Below are 18,346 nucleotides of genomic sequence, written 5' to 3' on the forward strand. Positions count from 1 at the left end.
CTTAATAGTGAATAGCTGCTATTAAGGTGTTTGTTTTATGGAATGAAGAGGGGGAGAAGAACAATGAAACTATTAAAACCAATCCATGAATATAGTGAGCATATTACGGCGTATAGACGAGCGTTTTTACACTCAGGGGAACAACCACATGGAAGTAGTTCTTTACAAAACTTTGATTCTCTTGATGAATGGTTTGAAAAAGTGAGTAAACAAGAACTAGGAGAAAACTTACTAGCTAATCGAGTGCCATCTAGTCAGTTTTTAAGTTTTGAAAAAGGGGAACTTATAGGTTTTGTGAATATTAGACATAGATTAAATCCAGAATTATTACGGGAAAGTGGTCATATTGGATATAGTGTCCATCCGAATAAACGTCGCCACGGTTACGCTACGAAACAACTACAACTTGCATTAGCTGAAGCGCAAAAATTAGGATTGCAGAAAGTATTAATAACTTGCGATAAATCCAATATCGGTTCTGCTAAAACGATTCAAAAGGTTGGAGGTGTGTTAGAAAATGAAGTAGTTTCTTCTCGTACTGGTGAAGTTATTCAGCGCTATTGGATAGAAATATGATTAAGTAGGAATTTGAAAAGGTAATGCAAGCTGTAATATCGAAATAGATAAATGAAATATAGGGGATTACTGCAATTTTAGGGGGAAATGAAATGGGATTAAAAGAGAAAGCGATAGAGATGTCAGAGATTTATAGGGAAAATCCGAAAGTAGAAGCTATTATTTTAGCGGGTTCAGTAGCTAGAAGGCTTGAAGATGAACATTCAGATATAGAATTACATATTTTATGGTCAACACCGCCGGAAGATGAGGATCGTAGGGCCCCTATTTATCATATTGCTGGGAAAATATTATCGTATCATCCGTATGAGGAAGAAGAATGGTCGGAAACGTATTTAACGAAAGAGGGAATTAAATTAGAGATTAGTAACTTTTTAACAGAGACAGTAGAGAAAGTGATTTCGGATGTGGTGGATCAATATGATATAAGTTATGAAAAACAATGTATTGTATCATCCATTCATGATGGTGTTAGTTTGTATGGAGAAGGGAAAGTGAATGAATTAAAAGAAAAAGTAGCGGCATATCCAGATGAACTAGCAAAACGGATGATTTCAGAAAATCTATGGTTAAGTAATCGTTGGCACAATCGAAAGGCGCTTTTAAAACGGAAAGATTGGCTTATGCTTTATGACGTTATTTGCGAAGTACAAAGGAACATATTCGGTGTTTTATTTGGTTTGAATAAAATGTACGTACATCATCCAGCGTTTAAATGGATGCCTAATAATGTGGAACGAATGACTATTAAACCTGAAAAATTATATGAACGTATGGCGGACACATTAATAGGGAATCCAGAAAAAAGTGTGCAGGAGTTAGAGTTGCTAATAGAAGAAGTGTTGCAACAAGTTCATACATACGCGCCAGGAGTAAATGTGGATGAGCAAGAAAAATCTATTTTTTATTTTGTGAAATAGAAAATAGTAATAAGGGGGAAGTTATGGGGTTTTTTAATAGGTTTTTTAAAAAAGTTGAAAAAGTAAATGAGCAAGAAGCTACTCTTCATGAATTAAGTGAAGAATTGTATGTTGAATCACCGGTAGAGGAAGCGACTAGTTACTGGGTATCAATGGCACAAAATATAATTGTTAATGCTGTAAAAGCGGCTGACAATGATGTGGAACGTGCCTTCGTGTTATTGAATTTGAAGAAAGGTGAGGCTTCATTTGATATTTTTTATCAAATAAATGGGCAATTGTATTTCTGGGATCAGCTAGAAAATGAGACGATAAGAAATAGAATTCAGAACGAGTTGTTACCGCAAGCTCCAGAAGTTTCAAATGCAGTAAATGAGCAATTTCGTGGAGCTGATCACCCTATAATTTCGTTCGCACAATTGCAGTTTGAATGGGAAACGAAAGCCTGGTTCTCACATATAATTTGGGAAGATAGCCTTGCTGCTCAATTGCCCAAAACTCAAATTCTAAATGAATGGTTTCGTGTAATTAAAGAAGAAACGAAAAATAGACCACTGGATAGTGATGCGAAATTTTCTTGGTATCCATCAAACTCTTAAAAAATGAATACAGAGAGACAGGTTATGTTTCTAAATGATTTGTATTATTGAATAAGTATCAATAATACGTAATTCTTTTTCTATTGCCTGTTAGAATTCGTTATGTACTAAGCTACTTGTTTTCTAAACTAAAACTTATATTTCGAATTTTCAAATAGATTGTAATACATAAAAATTCGAAATATAAGTTGACACTATTTTTAATGTGTGATAAAAATGATAGTAATCAATTCGGAAAATAATATTTGGGCAATGAAAGGGTATAGTAGTGAATATCTCCCTATTTCAGAGAGCTGATGGTTGGTGTGAATCAGTATATAGATTATTCATGAAGTTCGTCCTGGAGCATCTTTCATAAATCTCATATTTTGAGGAAATGAAAGACGGTAGTTTATACCGTTATCAAATAAAGTGGTGAAGATTTTTTCACAACTAGGGTGGTACCGCGATATTTATCGTCCCTACGTATTTACGTAGGGACGTTTTTTATTTAGGTCCTAACTTTGGTGTGGCTTCATAACTAGGGTGGTACCGCGATATTTTATCGTCCCTACGTTTTTGCGTAGGGGCGTTTTTATTTAGGTGGTTTCTTAGTGTTCTTCACAACTAGGGTGGTACCGCGATAATTTTGTCGTCCCTACGTATTTACGTAGGGGCGTTTTTTTATTATTAGGGAGGAAGTGAACGTATTAGAAAAGAGTATTGATAGAACAATATAAATACCGAATTGTAACAAAGAAAAAGAGATAGAGAGGAGATTAACAAATGAATTCACAGCAATGGACATCGAAATTAGGTTTCGTATTAGCTGCAGCAGGTTCGGCAATTGGTCTTGGGGCGATTTGGAAATTCCCATATATGGCCGGCATTGGAGGAGGCGGAGCGTTCTTCCTAATTTTCATCGGTTTCACATTATTAATTGGTTTACCGCTATTATTAGCTGAATTTGTTATTGGAAGAAGTACACAAAAAGAGGCTGTCGATGCATATAGAGAGATTGCTCCTAAAACGTTATGGCCTTGGTTAGGTAAATTAGGAATTGTAACATGTTTCATATTACTTTCTTTCTACAGTGTTGTAGGAGGCTGGATTTTATTATATTTATGGAATGCAATTACAGGTAGACTATGGGAAGGAAATGGAGCATACGAAGCTACGTTTGGTGAAATCATTTCCAATCCATATTTAGCAGTTGGATCACAGCTATTATTCATCCTTATTACTATTTTCATCGTAAGTAAAGGTGTACAAAATGGTGTTGAAAAAGTAAATAAATATTTCATGCCAGCATTATTCGTTTTATTCTTTGTATTAATCGTTCGTGCACTTACATTAGATGGTGCTGGAGAAGGCGTTCGTTTCTTCTTACAACCTGATTTCTCACATGTAACATCAGAAGTTATATTATACGCAATGGGGCAATCGTTCTTCTCATTATCTGTCGGGGTAGCCGTTATGGTAACGTATAGCTCATACTTACCGAAAGAAGAAAGCTTACCACGTTCAGCATTTTCTATCGTAGCCTTAACTCTTGTTATTACATTACTTGCAGGACTTGCAATTTTCCCAGTTGTGTTCGCATTTGGAATGGAACCATCTCAAGGGCCGGGACTATTATTTATCGTGTTGCCAGCTATTTTCAGTAAAATGGCGTTCGGAAAATTATTCTTCATTGTTTTCTTATTACTATTCTTCTTCGCTACGATTACATCAGCAATTTCGATGTTAGAAATTAGTGTTGCATCGTTAACATCAAAAGGTAAAGGGAAACGTGAAAAAATGGCCTTAATCGTAGGGTTATTAATCTTCGTTGTTGGGGTACCATCAGCATTATCATTCGGTATATTAAGTGATCTGAAGATTTTCGGGAAGACAGTCTTTGATTTAGCGGACTATGCAGTAAGTAACGTATTAATGCCACTTGGTGTATTATTAGTTTCTATCTTTGTTCCTTTAAAAATGAAGAAAGATGTATTAATGAAAGAGCTAGGTGTAAGTAAAAATAAAGGTTATAAACTATTCGTATTATGGTTATTCTTACTTCGTTATATCGCACCAATTGCGATTATTATCGTATTCTTAAATGTACTTGGCATTATATAAAAAGAAAGGTAGCGTATCATACAAAGATACGCTACCTTTTTATTTTGCTCTTTTTTGCAATTCATTTACTGTTACGAACTGATAGCCCTTCTTAGATAAAGAATCTAAAATACCTTCAATCGTTTGTAAATTTTCATTAGACTCATCATACATAGAGTGCAGTAAAATGATAGAACCTGGTTTTACATTTTTATTAACGTATTTAATTTTATCAGCCGCAGATTTATAAAAAGTATCGGGCTCAAGATCCCATGTGATTGTTTCGATATTGTTTTTATTTAAATAATATGGCAGCCCTATTAACTTCTTACCGTTAGGGGGCCTAAAATCAATTTCGCCTGTAAATCCTGTTTGGCGGATTAATGAATTCGTTTTTTCTATTTCACCTTTAATAAAAGAAGGTGTTTTGAAAACCATTCTATTATGAGAATATGTATGGTTTCCAAGTTGGTGCCCAGATTGCGCGATAGCTTCACCTAACGATAGATTTTTCTCTAATTCATTTCCAATTAAAAAGAAAGTAGCTTTAGCGTTGTATTTATCTAGTAGCGGTAATATTTGTTTTACATTGTTAGTAGGGCCATCATCAAAAGTTAAAGCGATCACTTTTTCATTTGTTTCTACACGTTGTGTTAAATATCCAAATAATTGAAAGCTTCTTGCGTTCATCAATTTGTATGTTCCGAATAATGCCGTGATAATAAAGAATAGTGTAACGATTGTAATGATAATTTTTTTCTTCATAATGTAACCTCACAATGATTTTTGATTCAATTAAAAAGTATTATATCAAACTAAGTAATTTCGTGCTTTAAGAAGGGTGTGGATGCAAGGAGAAGGAATTTATCATATAATAAAATACAAAAGGTATATTAGGAGGTGTTTATATGGCGATTATAATTCAATTGCCAGACACTGCAACGTCTCATGCAAAGCCAAGTATGGAAATGGCGATACTTTGCGTGAGGTAGACAAGTAATATACAATCGCCTATATGAGCTCGTATCATTTTTTATATTTGGCTTTGCACCTTATTGAAATGAACCATAAAAAATAAGGGGCGAGCAGAAATGAAATACGTAAAAGCTAATGCTGTTTTACCGGAGAGTTTAATTACTGAAATTCAAAAGTATATACAAGGTGAAACAATTTACATTCCGAAACAAGAAACGAAACATTATAAATGGGGTACACGATCTGGCGGAAGAAAACAACTAGATGAAAGAAATAAAGCAATTAAAGAAGCTTTTAAAAGTGGGATTGCTATTCATCAACTTGCAGAAGAATATTTTCTTTCTGGGGAAACGATTAAAAAGATTGTGTATTCTAAATAAGAGGAAAAGAGTCTGATTCATATATTACTTTGAATCAGACTCTTTTTGTTTTATATGTATTGGATATATGAGGTGTGAATGGGCATGATAATAGAAAAAATGTGCCGTTTTTTTATTAAATGGTATACAGAGCATTTGAAAAGTAGAAAGGTGAACATATATGAATCATATTGGACAAATAACGATAGAGCTTTTAGTTGGTTTTTTTGTTCTATTAATTGCTACAAAAATATTAGGGAAAACACAAATATCTCAGCTAACGCCATTTGATTTTATTTCTGCAATCGTCCTAGGTGAGCTCGTTGGAAATTCAATATATGATCCTAAAATTAAAGTATGGTCTATTTTATATTCAGTATTTGTTTGGGTAATTTTAATTTATACTATAGAAGTGATAACACAAAAAGTAAGAGGAACAAGAAGGTTTTTTGAAGGATATCCTTCAATTATTATTCGTAATGGAAAGATTGATCGTGAACAATTAAGCGTAAATCATTTGGATATAAACCAATTACAACAAATGCTTAGGCAACAAAAAGATATATTTTCAATCCGAGAAGTTGAATATATGATATTGGAACCGAACGGAAACATAAGCGTTCTGAAAAAAAGTAAATACGAATCTCCTACTATAAATGATTTAAGTTTAAAACATAAGCCTGTATACTTACCAATTTCATTAATTAGTGATGGAAAAGTAGTTAAGGATAATTTGAGGGAAGCGGGATTTGATGAAGGATGGCTTTATAAACAAATAAAGCAAAAAGGAATTACTAAATTTGAAGACGTATTATATGCGGAATGGAAAACAGATGATGGCTTCTTTTGTCAGGAAATGCAGCGGTAGAGAATAAGTGATATATGTAATGTTTGTTTCTAAGTTATCTTTTACATATCAAAAAACGTAATCATTGTATACAATAAAACTAGATCAACAATTTGTATGGAGTGATAAAGATGGAAGCGTTTATTAGAAGTGATCAATATAATTTTATAAAATCACAAGCTTATATTTTAGCAAACGGGCATGCAACGGCAAATGATAGAGGTGTAATTCAAGCGTTAAAATCGCTTGCGATTGAAAAGATAATACATGTATTTGAGAATTTAACGGATGAACAGAAAGAGTTAATTGATACGGTATTAACAGTTCAAAATAGAGAAGATGCAGAATCATTTTTAATGAAAATAAATCCGTATGTAATTCCGTTTCAAGAAGTTACAGCACAAACATTAAAAAAATTATTTCCTAAAGCGAAAAAGTTAAAACTTCCTGATATGGAAGAAATGGATATGAAAGAAATATCTTATTTAAGCTGGATTGATAAGGGGTCAAGCAGGAAATTTATTATAGCGAAAAATGATAAAAATAAATTTGTTGGTCTGCAAGGAACGTTCCAAAGTTTAAATAAAAAAAGCATTTGTTCGTTATGTCATGGACATGAAGAAGTAGGAATGTTTTTAGTTGAAATTAAAGGCGATGTACCAGGAACTTTCGTTAAAAAGGGAAACTACATTTGCAAAGATGGTGTAGCTTGCAATCAGAATATGAAATCGCTAGATAAATTACATGATTTTATTGAGCGATTGAAGAAATAAAATGGAAGACCTCTAGTGCTTGAACTGGAGGTCTTTTATTTTAAAAATGGTAATAGATTTCCTTTTTGGAAGATATAATTTATAAATAAAACATAAGAGAGGTGAAGTATTGTTTAAAAATTTTTTGATTTTGTTACAGGATGTTTTACTTGTATGTATCGTTCTCTATATAACGTACACAAATTCTTTTAGTTTTGGACAGATGTTAGTAATTTCAATTGCAATCGGAATTATTGGTGGTCTTGCTATTAGAATTTGTAAGGATGTATTCACGTATATAAGGTGGACAATTAAACAAAGAAAAACTTGAATATCTTTAATAGTTATTAGGAGGGAATGAAATGACTAAGAAAAAGAATAGAGTGAAAAACGAGATAGTACTTTGGTCACTAACAGCAATTGTTCTATTAATTGTATGGTACTTTTATCAAAAATAAAAACGCATCGTACTAAAAAAGCACGATGCGTTTTTATTATTTTTTTTGCCAATTTTCTTTTATAAAGTCTTCACGCCCAGATTCTTTTTGCTCAGTAGCATATTTATCTGGATTCTTTTTATAGAAATGTTGGTGGTATTCCTCTGCTTCGTAAAAAGGTGCAGCAGGACGAATTTCAGTCACGATTGGATCTTTAAACATACCGCTTTCTGCAAGAGCTTGTTTTGATTTTTCAGCAAGCCCTTTTTGTGTTTCGTTATGGTAAAAAATAGCGGTACGATAAGATGGACCACGGTCAAAAAATTGTCCGCCATCGTCAGTTGGATCGATTTGTGGCCAATATAAGTCTAGTAATTTCTGATAAGGAAAAATAGAAGGATCGAATGTAATTTGAACAACTTCTAAATGTCCAGATGTTCCAGCTTTTACTTGTTCATATGTTGGATTTTCTACATGACCTCCTGCATAGCCAGAAAGTACTTTATGAATACCAGGAAGTTCATCAAATGGTTTTACCATGCACCAAAAGCAACCGCCTGCGAAGGTTGCGAGTTCGTATGTTTTTTCGGACATTGCTGTAATCCTCCTAAATGTATATGTTTTATATAGTATTATATAAATTGTTTTATTGCGCAATAAAAAAGATTTGAAAATATATGTTTTTTATAAACAAGATCCTCCGCTCACATCAATTAATTGTCCAGTAACCCAGCGGCTATCTGGAGAAGCAAGGAATGCAGCAGTATCGGCAATGTCTTCTACTTCACCTAAGCGATTGAAAGCGGAAATAGTAGTAGCGTACTGCTTCATCATTGGGTCGCTCAAGAGTTCTGCGTTCATATCTGTTTTAATAAATCCTGGAAGTATTGCATTCACCGTTATTCCTCGTGCTCCAAGCTGTTTTGCTAGCGTAAAAGTCATTGTATTAATAGCGCCTTTCGTCATACTATATGCAACAAAATCAGGTAAAGAAATGCGGGTGGCAGCGGATGAAATATTAATAATTCGGCTATTGTCACGTAAACGTGGTAGTGCTAGTTGAATGATAAAGAATGGAGCTTTTGCATTTACTGAAACCATTCTATCAAAAAATTGTTCAGTCGTTTCTTCAATAAAAGCACCAGGACCAATGCCAGCATTGTTTATTAAAATATCAAATTGTGTTTCACCAGTGCGCATTTGTAATTCAGTATCTAAAGCGTTATAAAGGTTTTCTACACCGTGTAAGGATTCTAAATTTGCGCCGATAGAAAAAGCTTGGCCACCATCTGATCGAATTTCATGAACAGTTTCTTCAGCGTCATCTTTTCGATTACCGTAATGAACAGCAACCAATGCACCGTCATTTGCTAAACGTTTAGCGATTGCTCGTCCAATTCCTCGGCTTGCTCCTGTAACTAACGCTACTTTCCCTTTTAACATAGTTTCCTCATCTCCTCATAAACTTTATAAGTTTTTCTTTATGTAGTAATGCAAACATACTTAAGTAATATATGAGTGTATGTAAGTAATGCATTCCAATTTTGATTTGAGAAAAAATAAATAGAATGAATTTTGATTTTTTTGAAAAAACATGTTGACAAGGAAAAGAACAACGTCCTATAATACGTGTAACAAATAAAAGTTAATTAAGAATTTTCTAACTTTATATGTTGTATATGCAAAGAAGAGGAAAGTAGATGATTATGATCGTTTCAGAGAGCTACTCCAAGGCTGTGAGGGTAGTAACAATCGAATCATTGAAGATCACCTCGGAGCATCGCTTGCGAAAGGGAAACTGAGTAGAGGGCGGCGGCATCGTCTCCGGTAAAAGGACGGAGGTCTGATTGGACCTACAAAGCTTATATTTCGTGAGAAGTATAAGGAAGCTGAGTGGTAACGCGAAACTCTCGCCTCAGCAATCAAAGCTACTAAATTGTAGTAGTTGATTGCTGAGGCGAGAGTTTTTATTTTTAAAAATAGAAGAAGAGAATGCGTAGAAGAGGAGAGTAAATGATAAAGATTGTTTCAGAGAGCTGCCCCGAGGCTGTGAGGGTGGTAACAATTCAATCATTGAAAATCACCTTGGAGCACTACTTTTGAAAACTAGTAAAAAGTAGCGGGGTTGTTCCCGATAGAAAAACAAAAGTCTAATTGGACTTGCAGAGCTTATATTTCGTGAGAAGTATAAGGAAGCTGAGTGGTACCACGATTCCCTCGTCTCAGCAATGGATTGCTACAAGTATGTAAGTAATCGATTGTTGAGACGAGTATATTTTTAAGGGTTATATACTGAATATTCTGTTAAAAATACTCATCTCAGCAATCGATGTAGAAATAGATTGCAAAAAATAGAGAAAAAAAGAGGAGCGATGTGAGATGGGAAACCAGTACATTTACATGAATGGGGAATTTGTAGAAAAAGAAAAGGCAGTTGTTTCAGTGTATGATCATGGTTTTTTATACGGAGACGGTGTATTTGAAGGGATTCGTAGTTACGGAGGAAATGTATTTTGTTTAAAAGAACATGTGAAACGATTATATGAATCAGCGAAATCTATTTTACTAACAATTCCAATAACGGTAGAAGAAATGGAAGAAGCAGTTTTACATACACTCCAAAAAAATGAATACGCTGATGCTTACATTCGCTTAATTGTCTCAAGAGGAAAAGGTGACTTAGGGCTCGATCCGAGAAGTTGTGTGAAGCCGAGCGTAATTATCATTGCAGAACAATTAAAGTTATTCCCACAAGAATTTTATGATAATGGGCTAAGCGTTGTATCTGTTGCATCAAGACGTAATACGCCAGACGCGTTAGATCCACGTATTAAGTCAATGAATTATTTAAATAACGTACTTGTAAAAATTGAAGCAGCACAAGCAGGAGTGTTAGAGGCTCTTATGTTAAATCAACAAGGATATGTTTGTGAAGGTTCTGGCGATAATGTTTTCGTTGTGAAAGATGGAAAAGTGCTAACCCCGCCATCCTATTTAGGAGCATTAGAAGGTATTACGAGAAATAGTGTTATCGAGCTATGTGAACGACTGAATATTCCGTGTGAGGAAAGACCATTCACTCGCCATGATGTATATGTAGCGGATGAAGTATTTTTAACAGGAACAGCAGCGGAGTTAATTCCAGTTGTAAAAGTTGATTCGAGAGAAATTGGAGATGGGAAACCAGGAAGTGTAACGAAACAATTGACCGAAGAATTTAAAAAATTAACGAGAGAAAGAGGAGTACGTGTTCCTGGGCTGACGGAAAGCTTAGCATAAATAAGGAGAGGAGTTAATGGAAATGAAGCAGCAGTATACAGCGTATGAGAAGTTACAGTATGAAGAAATGACAGGCGCTGGGCACGTGATTCAATGTTTGAAGAAATTGGGTGTAACGACCGTTTTCGGCTATCCAGGCGGAGCGATTTTACCAGTATACGATGCGTTATACGAAAGTGGTTTGAAACATGTTTTAACTCGTCATGAGCAAGCTGCCATTCATGCGGCTGAAGGATATGCGAGAGCTTCTGGAAAGGTCGGGGTAGTCTTTGCTACCTCTGGCCCAGGGGCGACAAATTTAGTTACGGGCTTAGCAGACGCTTATATGGATTCGATTCCTTTAGTTGTCATTACCGGTCAAGTTGCGACGCCTTTAATTGGTAAAGATGGATTTCAAGAAGCGGATGTTGTCGGAATTACAGTACCTGTTACGAAGCATAATTACCAAGTTCGTGATGTAAATCATGTATCACAAGTTGTGCAAGAAGCTTTTTACATCGCCAAAAGCGGACGACCGGGACCAGTATTAATCGATATTCCAAAAGATGTTCAAAATGCAAAAGTCACCAGTTTCTTTAATGAAGAAGTTGATATTCCAGGGTACAAACCAGAACTTGTACCAGACAGCATGAAACTTAGAGAGGTGGCTAAAGCAATTTCAAAATCAAAGCGTCCACTTCTTTATATTGGAGGAGGTGTCATTCATTCAGGTGGATCCGATGAACTCTTCGAATTCGCAAGGGAGAACCGTATTCCAGTCGTTTCAACTTTAATGGGACTTGGTGCATATCCACCGGGAGATCCATTGTTTCTAGGGATGCTTGGTATGCATGGGACATACGCTGCTAATATGGCGGTAACAGAATGTGATTTATTACTTGCATTAGGTGTTCGCTTCGATGATCGTGTAACAGGAAAATTAGAACTTTTTTCTCCGCACTCGAAAAAAGTACATATTGATATTGATCCTTCTGAGTTTCATAAAAATATAACTGTAGAGCATCCGATTGTTGGTGATGTGAAAAAAGCGTTACACATGTTGTTACATATGTCTATTTATACCCAAACAGACGAATGGCTTCAGAAAGTAAAGGCATGGAAAGAAGAATATCCACTTTCTTATAAGCAAAAAGAATCTGAGTTAAAACCACAGCATGTGATCAACTTAGTAAGTGAATTAACGAATGGTGAAGCGATTGTCACAACAGAAGTAGGACAGCATCAAATGTGGGCTGCTCACTTCTATAAAGCAAGAAAACCTCGGACGTTCCTTACTTCTGGAGGATTAGGAACGATGGGGTTTGGTTTTCCAGCAGCAATCGGTGCTCAGCTAGCTAAAAAAGAAGAACTTGTTATTTGTATTGCAGGTGATGCTTCTTTTCAAATGAACATTCAAGAACTACAAACAATTGCTGAAAATAATATCCCTGTAAAAGTATTTATCATAAATAACAAATTTTTAGGGATGGTAAGGCAATGGCAAGAAATGTTTTATGAAAATCGTTTATTAGAGTCAAAAATTGGATCACCAGATTTTGTGAAAGTAGCAGAAGCTTATGGAGTAAAGGGATTAAGAGCAACAAATTCAACCGAGGCGAAACAAGTGATGTTAGAAGCATTTGCTCACGAAGGTCCTGTCGTAGTTGATTTTTGTGTAGAAGAAGGTGAAAACGTATTTCCGATGGTTCCGCCAAACAAAGGAAATAACGAAATGATTATGAAGAGGTGGGAAGAATGAGTCATACTTTTTCACTCGTTATTCATAACGAGCCAAGTGTCTTATTACGTATAAGTGGGATTTTTGCTCGACGTGGTTATTATATTTCTTCTTTACATTTAAACGAAAGAGATACTAGTGGTGTTTCTGAAATGAAACTCACAGCAGTTTGTACTGAAAATGAAGCGACATTACTTGTTAGTCAGTTGAAAAAATTAATTGATGTTCTGCAAGTAAATAAATTATAAGGAGTGTATGGAATATGAAAACATATTATGAAAAAGATGCAAATGTAGAGTTATTACAAGGGAAAACTGTTGCAGTAGTTGGTTATGGATCACAAGGGCATGCGCAAGCACAAAATTTACGTGATTCTGGTGTAGAAGTAGTAGTTGGTGTTCGTCCTGGTAAGTCGTATGAAGTAGCGAAAGCGGATGGGTTTGAAGTAATGTCTGTTTCAGAAGCGGTTCGAACCGCACAAGTTGTACAAATGTTATTGCCAGATGAACAGCAAGCACATGTATATAAATCAGAAGTAGAAGAGAATCTCCGTGAAGGACAAATGTTACTTTTCTCACATGGATTTAACATTCACTTCGGCCAAATTAATCCGCCAAGTTACGTAGATGTAGCAATGGTTGCGCCAAAAAGTCCAGGTCATCTCGTTCGCCGTGTATATCAAGAAGGAAATGGTGTTCCGGCATTAGTCGCAGTGCATCAAGATGCGACGGGAACAGCGCTACATGTAGCATTAGCGTATGCAAAAGGTGTAGGTTGTACACGGGCGGGTGTAATTGAAACGACATTCCAAGAAGAAACCGAAACGGATTTATTCGGTGAGCAAGCTGTACTTTGCGGCGGGGTAACTGCACTTGTGAAGGCCGGGTTCGAAACGTTAACGGAAGGTGGATATCGCCCTGAAATTGCATACTTTGAATGTTTGCATGAATTAAAGCTAATTGTTGACTTAATGTACGAAGGTGGATTAACGAATATGCGCCATTCTATTTCAGATACGGCAGAGTTTGGAGATTATGTAACAGGATCGAGAATTGTTACAGATGAAACGAAGAAGGAAATGAAGCGTGTTTTGACAGAAATTCAGCAAGGTGAATTTGCGAAGAAATGGATTTTAGAAAATCAAGCAGGGCGTCCGACGTATAACGCAATGAAAAAAGCAGAGCAAAATCATCAATTAGAAAAAGTGGGAGCAGAGCTTCGTGAAATGATGAGTTGGATTCATGCACCGAAAGAATTAGTAAAGAAATAGAGTAAGAGAGTATAAATGAAAAATATGTAAGAGGGGATTTGACAAGATGAGAAGTGACATGATTAAAAAAGGTTTTGATAAAGCGCCGCACCGTAGTTTATTAAAAGCAACTGGTTTGAAAGATGAAGATTTTGATAAACCTTTTATAGCGATTTGTAATTCTTTTATTGAAATTATTCCAGGGCATAAACACTTGAACGAGTTTGGGAAACTTGTAAAAGAGGCAGTTCGTGCGGCAGGTATGGTACCATTCGAATTCAATACAATTGGAGTTGACGATGGTATTGCGATGGGGCATATTGGTATGCGTTATTCTCTTCCGAGTCGTGAAATAATTGCAGATTCAGTAGAAACGGTTGTAAATGCACACTGGTTTGACGGCATGATTTGTATCCCAAACTGTGACAAAATTACACCAGGTATGATGATGGCTGCACTACGTATTAATATTCCGACTGTGTTTGTTTCAGGCGGCCCGATGGCAGCAGGAAAAACATCTAAAGGAGAAGTTGTTGATCTGAGTTCCGTTTTTGAAGGAGTAGGAGCTTATCAATCTGGGAAAATTTCAGAAGAAGAATTAAAAGATATTGAAGATCATGGCTGTCCATCTTGTGGATCTTGTTCGGGTATGTTTACCGCGAACTCTATGAATTGTTTATGTGAAGTGTTAGGTTTAGCTCTTCCTGGTAACGGGAGTATTTTAGCAATTGATCCAAGACGTGAAGAGTTAATTAAACAAGCAGCAGAGAAATTGAAAATTTTAATTGAAAGAGATATTAAACCAAGAGACATTGTAACGGAAGAAGCAATTGATGATGCGTTTGCGCTTGATATGGCGATGGGCGGTTCAACAAATACAGTGTTGCATACATTGGCGCTCGCGCAAGAGGCTGGATTAGATTACGATATGAACCGTATTGATGCCGTTTCAAGACGTGTACCACATTTATGTAAAGTAAGCCCTGCTTCCAATTGGCATATGGAAGATATTGATCGTGCGGGCGGGATTAGTGCAATTTTGAAAGAGATGAGCCGGAAAGAAGGAGTACTTCATCTTGATCGAATAACTGCTACGGGGCAAACATTAAGAGAAAATATTGCTGAGGCAGAGATTAAAGATAAGGAAGTTATTCACTCTCTTGAAAACCCTCATAGTGAGGAAGGAGGATTGCGTATATTAAAAGGCAACCTTGCGAAAGATGGAGCGGTTATTAAAAGCGGTGCAACAGAGGTAAAGCGTTTTGAAGGACCTTGCGTTATTTTTAATTCACAAGATGAGGCACTTGCTGGCATTATGCTTGGGAAAGTGAAAAAAGGAGATGTAGTTGTCATTCGTTATGAAGGACCAAGAGGTGGCCCTGGTATGCCAGAAATGTTAGCACCAACATCAGCAATTGCTGGAATGGGATTAGGTGCTGAGGTTGCATTATTAACGGATGGACGTTTCTCTGGAGCTTCACGTGGAATTTCAGTAGGACATATTTCACCAGAAGCAGCAGCGGGCGGGATGATTGCACTTCTTGAACAAGGGGATATTGTATGTATTGATGTTGAAGAACGTTTGTTAGAAGTAAGAGTGAGTGATGAGGAATTAGAAAAGCGTAAAAAAGAATGGAAACGACCAGAACCGAAAGTGAAAACTGGCTGGCTTGGACGTTATGCACAAATGGTAACATCGGCGAATACAGGGGCTGTTCTGAAAATCCCAAATTTTGATTGAGCCAATTTAAAAGAGATAAGGATGATATATAATGGTGCAAAAGGTAAAGGAGAGAGTGAAAATTGAAGATATCTTAATGGCTCATAATTGCATGAAAGATATCGTTATTAAAACACCGTTACAACGTGATACAGTTTTATCTGAGAAATATGATTGTGACGTTTATGTAAAACGAGAAGACTTACAATTAATTCGCTCTTTCAAAATTCGTGGTGCATACAATTTGATTCAAAGTTTACCGAAAGAAAAGTTACAAAACGGTGTTGTTTGTGCAAGTGCTGGTAATCATGCGCAAGGAGTTGCTTATACATGTAATTTATTGAAGATTCCGTCGAAAATATTTATGCCCACAACAACACCGAAACAAAAAGTATCACAAGTACAATTTTTCGGTGGTGATTTCGCAGAGATTGTATTAGTTGGTGATACATTCGATAGCTCTTTCCAAGAAGCACAGTGTTATTGTGAAGAAAATAGAATGACATTTGTTCATCCGTTTGATGATCCGTATGTCGTTGCTGGTCAAGGGACAGTGGCAGTTGAAATTATGCATGATATGGAGAAACCGGTTGATTATATCTTTACAGCAATCGGTGGTGGTGGATTAGCATCAGGTGTTGGTACATATGTAAAAGGTGTTAGTCCTACTACAAAGGTTATTGGTGTAGAACCGATGGGAGCTGCATCTATGAAAGAGGCTTTTCTTCAAAATGATAATGTCGCATTAGAGAAAATAGATAGTTTTGTTGATGGGGCAGCGGTTAAAAAGGTAGGAAAGTTAACTTTTGAAACTTGTAAAGATGTAATTGATGACATTGTTTTAGTACCAGAGGGAAAAGTTTGTACGACGATTTTAGAACTGTATAAGAAAAATGCGATTGTAGCTGAACCGGCTGGTGCACTCTCTATTGCAGCACTTGATTTATACAGGGATGAAATAAAAGGTAAAACAGTTGTATGTACGCTAAGTGGTGGAAATAATGATATTGATAGAATGCAAGAAATGAAAGAGCGTTCGCTCATTTATGAAGGACTGAAACATTACTTTATCATTGAATTTCCGCAACGTTCAGGTGCGCTAAGAGAATTTCTTGATAAAGGATTAGGACCAGAAGATGACATTACGCGCTTTGAGTATATTAAGAAACATAATAAAGAAAATGGTCCAGCATTAGTCGGAGTAGAATTAAAACATAAAGAAGATTATGAGCAATTAATTACTCGCTTTAAAGAAAATAATATTCAATTTATGGAGCTTAATAAAAACCCTGTTTTGTTTGATTTGCTTATTTAATAGAAGGGAAGAGTTAGCATCTAAATAAAAAAGATAGATACAAGCGAGGAAATATAGTGCTTGTTCTATCTTTTTTATAGTTAAACTAGAACATAAAAGTAGAACTGCTATAGACATTTTATAAATATTCTCTAACAAACTTACATTTTCTAATAAGTCTTTCAGCATGTTTATCACCTATTCTGTAAAGTATATTACAGAGAAATAGATCTTGAACTGTCTAGTTTCGTTTGTTTTTTATTTTCCCTGTATCATCAATTTCTACATCAGTTGAAATTGTTTGTAAATATTGAAGAGCTTTTTTCTTTTCTTCCTCATTTACAGGGGAAACTTGGTTGTTGCGAATGATATAAGGATTGAATGACATTTGGACATCCTTTCCTTTAAAAGTTAAAGTTAATACGCCAGTTTCAGCGCTTTTCCCATTCACATAACTCGGGAATAAAAAGTTACCTAATGAGTAAGCGATAGGAACTTTATTATAATACTCAAATCCTTGTAACCAATGTGGGTGACTCCCGACAATCGCGTTAGCTCCTGCTTCAACCATTTTAGGTACATATTGCTTTTGGTATTCTACCGGACGGTTTGATTTTTCAACGCCCCAATGCATATAGACGATTAAATAGTCTGCATCTTTCTTTTGTTCTTTAATTGTTTTTGTTACAAGATTTAAATCATAGCCATTCGCAACGCCAGGTTTATTTTCACCAGCTACCCAATTAGAATCAGGCATAAATCGAACGAAGGAAAGAAATTTAAATTTTTTCCCTTTTACGGTCATTTCTCGTGCTGTATATGCATCTTTCGCATTTTTTCCAGCTCCAGTGTAAGGGAACTTTAATTTTTCTACGTGAGAAATCGTATCTAATAATCCATCTTGCCCATAATCAAGTGTGTGGTTATTCCCAATATTTACGATGTCATATCCAGTGTTTTTAATAGCTTGTAGTGTAGATGGATCACTTTTAATCCAAAACAGTTGTCCAGGTGCTTTCTTTTCTTTCGTTGTAAATGCCGACTCTAAATTCACAAAAGAAATATCAGCTTTTTTTATTTCTTCTTTTACATGTTGGAATGGGTAATCAGCCCCATTCTTTTCGATTATAGGACGTAATTGCCAATCAAACATTGTATCACCAGAGAAGGTGAGTGTGATTTCTTGGTCTTCTATTTTCTTTTCGCTTTTTGAAGCGGTTTTACTAGATTTGTTTTGTAAATCGGGTTTGTCTTTTGCTTTTGAAATAAAAGAGTAATTGATTAATAAAACAATCGGTGTAATGAAAAAGGCTATTAACAAAAATCGTTTTAGTAAAGTTTTCATGTATACCTTCCCTTTTAATATTATCCCGCAATTAAATTAACACTGAATCTATTAAAGGTAATTAAAGTTACAAAAAATAGCGGGTTATGCAGTGGAAAACATTTGTTAATATTCTCAATATTAAGTTAACATATAGATGACCTGTAAATCAATGTATAAACCAAAATATAGAAATAAAGAATTCGAAGGGTGAAG

19 protein-coding genes and 2 other annotated features are annotated in these 18,346 nt (G+C 35.5%); of the genes, 14 read left to right on the top strand and 5 right to left on the bottom strand.

Going from position 1 to position 18,346, the window contains the following annotated elements:
* Positions 1–63 precede the first annotated feature (63 nt).
* The 4 genes from DN399_RS08760 to DN399_RS08775 all read left to right on the top strand — a co-directional run bounded on the left by DN399_RS08760 (position 64) and on the right by DN399_RS08775 (position 4,198).
* Positions 64–576 carry a GNAT family N-acetyltransferase gene (locus tag DN399_RS08760; RefSeq protein ID WP_061113559.1) on the top strand — a complete coding sequence of 171 codons (513 nt, stop codon included), beginning with the start codon at positions 64–66 and terminating at the stop codon, positions 574–576.
* A gap of 92 nt (positions 577–668) precedes the next feature.
* Positions 669–1,496, top strand: a complete 828-nt coding sequence (locus DN399_RS08765) for a DUF4037 domain-containing protein (protein ID WP_149149501.1) — start codon at positions 669–671, stop codon at positions 1,494–1,496.
* Positions 1,497–1,519: 23 nt separating this feature from the next.
* Complete coding sequence (locus DN399_RS08770) at positions 1,520–2,095, top strand: hypothetical protein (protein WP_000505545.1); 576 nt, start codon at positions 1,520–1,522, stop codon at positions 2,093–2,095.
* A 243-nt stretch (positions 2,096–2,338) separates the two neighbouring features.
* Positions 2,339–2,561: a binding site (T-box leader), on the top strand.
* 299 nt (positions 2,562–2,860) lie between these two features.
* The gene (locus tag DN399_RS08775) at positions 2,861–4,198 is read left to right on the top strand and encodes a sodium-dependent transporter (RefSeq protein WP_001088187.1); all 1,338 of its coding nucleotides are present in this window, start codon (positions 2,861–2,863) and stop codon (positions 4,196–4,198) included.
* A gap of 39 nt (positions 4,199–4,237) precedes the next feature.
* On the opposite strand, the gene DN399_RS08780 is transcribed toward DN399_RS08775, so the two are convergent.
* The gene (locus DN399_RS08780) at positions 4,238–4,942 is read right to left on the bottom strand and encodes a polysaccharide deacetylase family protein (RefSeq protein WP_061113561.1); all 705 of its coding nucleotides are present in this window, start codon (positions 4,940–4,942) and stop codon (positions 4,238–4,240) included.
* Positions 4,943–5,268: 326 nt separating this feature from the next.
* On the opposite strand from DN399_RS08780, the gene DN399_RS08785 reads away from it, so the two are divergent.
* The 4 genes from DN399_RS08785 (at position 5,269) to DN399_RS08800 (ending at position 7,441) form a co-directional block, all read left to right on the top strand.
* On the top strand, positions 5,269–5,532 hold the full coding sequence (locus tag DN399_RS08785) for a CD3324 family protein (protein ID WP_000878325.1): 264 nt from the start codon (positions 5,269–5,271) through the stop codon (positions 5,530–5,532).
* 160 nt (positions 5,533–5,692) lie between these two features.
* Positions 5,693–6,379: a DUF421 domain-containing protein gene (locus tag DN399_RS08790; RefSeq protein ID WP_001015543.1), complete on the top strand. Its 687-nt coding sequence runs from the start codon at positions 5,693–5,695 to the stop codon at positions 6,377–6,379.
* Between the two features lie 110 nt (positions 6,380–6,489).
* Positions 6,490–7,131, top strand: a complete 642-nt coding sequence (locus DN399_RS08795; RefSeq protein WP_000387072.1) for a FusB/FusC family EF-G-binding protein — start codon at positions 6,490–6,492, stop codon at positions 7,129–7,131.
* Positions 7,132–7,240: 109 nt separating this feature from the next.
* Positions 7,241–7,441, top strand: coding sequence for a hypothetical protein (locus DN399_RS08800; RefSeq protein WP_149149502.1), 201 nt, complete (start codon positions 7,241–7,243; stop codon positions 7,439–7,441).
* A 163-nt stretch (positions 7,442–7,604) separates the two neighbouring features.
* Here DN399_RS08800 and msrA read toward each other — a convergent pair whose 3' ends face one another.
* Positions 7,605–8,141 (bottom strand): peptide-methionine (S)-S-oxide reductase MsrA, encoded by a 537-nt coding sequence (gene msrA, locus DN399_RS08805; protein ID WP_065223437.1) that lies wholly within the window; start codon positions 8,139–8,141, stop codon positions 7,605–7,607.
* Positions 8,142–8,231: 90 nt separating this feature from the next.
* Positions 8,232–8,990 carry an SDR family oxidoreductase gene (locus DN399_RS08810; RefSeq protein ID WP_065228619.1) on the bottom strand — a complete coding sequence of 253 codons (759 nt, stop codon included), beginning with the start codon at positions 8,988–8,990 and terminating at the stop codon, positions 8,232–8,234.
* Between the two features lie 545 nt (positions 8,991–9,535).
* Positions 9,536–9,775, top strand: a binding site (T-box leader).
* Positions 9,776–9,926: 151 nt separating this feature from the next.
* Between DN399_RS08810 and ilvE the strand changes: the two genes are divergently transcribed.
* The 6 genes from ilvE to ilvA are packed head-to-tail and all read left to right on the top strand — an operon-like array spanning position 9,927 to position 16,827.
* Positions 9,927–10,826: a branched-chain-amino-acid transaminase gene (gene ilvE, locus DN399_RS08815; RefSeq protein WP_149149503.1), complete on the top strand. Its 900-nt coding sequence runs from the start codon at positions 9,927–9,929 to the stop codon at positions 10,824–10,826.
* A 22-nt stretch (positions 10,827–10,848) separates the two neighbouring features.
* Positions 10,849–12,564 (top strand): acetolactate synthase large subunit, encoded by a 1,716-nt coding sequence (ilvB, locus tag DN399_RS08820; protein WP_149150110.1) that lies wholly within the window; start codon positions 10,849–10,851, stop codon positions 12,562–12,564.
* On the top strand, positions 12,561–12,791 hold the full coding sequence (locus DN399_RS08825; protein ID WP_000019916.1) for an ACT domain-containing protein: 231 nt from the start codon (positions 12,561–12,563) through the stop codon (positions 12,789–12,791). Before ilvB ends, DN399_RS08825 begins: the two co-directional genes overlap by 4 nt.
* A gap of 14 nt (positions 12,792–12,805) precedes the next feature.
* Positions 12,806–13,813, top strand: coding sequence for a ketol-acid reductoisomerase (gene ilvC, locus DN399_RS08830; RefSeq protein ID WP_149149504.1), 1,008 nt, complete (start codon positions 12,806–12,808; stop codon positions 13,811–13,813).
* 46 nt (positions 13,814–13,859) lie between these two features.
* Positions 13,860–15,533: a dihydroxy-acid dehydratase gene (ilvD, locus tag DN399_RS08835; protein ID WP_001255815.1), complete on the top strand. Its 1,674-nt coding sequence runs from the start codon at positions 13,860–13,862 to the stop codon at positions 15,531–15,533.
* Positions 15,534–15,564: 31 nt separating this feature from the next.
* Entirely contained in the window at positions 15,565–16,827 is a 1,263-nt protein-coding gene (gene ilvA, locus DN399_RS08840; protein WP_000250323.1) for a threonine ammonia-lyase IlvA, read from the top strand.
* Here ilvA and DN399_RS28605 read toward each other — a convergent pair.
* Both DN399_RS28605 and DN399_RS08850 read right to left on the bottom strand, forming a co-directional pair.
* Positions 16,747–16,995 carry a hypothetical protein gene (locus tag DN399_RS28605; RefSeq protein ID WP_016122285.1) on the bottom strand — a complete coding sequence of 83 codons (249 nt, stop codon included), beginning with the start codon at positions 16,993–16,995 and terminating at the stop codon, positions 16,747–16,749. The two genes, ilvA and DN399_RS28605, sit on opposite strands and share 81 nt — an antisense overlap.
* 52 nt (positions 16,996–17,047) lie before the next feature.
* Positions 17,048–18,151, bottom strand: a complete 1,104-nt coding sequence (locus DN399_RS08850; RefSeq protein ID WP_006918222.1) for a CapA family protein — start codon at positions 18,149–18,151, stop codon at positions 17,048–17,050.
* Between the last annotated feature and the right edge of the window lie 195 nt (positions 18,152–18,346).

The sequence above is a fragment of the Bacillus sp. AR4-2 genome (assembly GCF_008274865.1).
GTDB lineage: Bacteria > Bacillota > Bacilli > Bacillales > Bacillaceae_G > Bacillus_A > Bacillus_A cereus.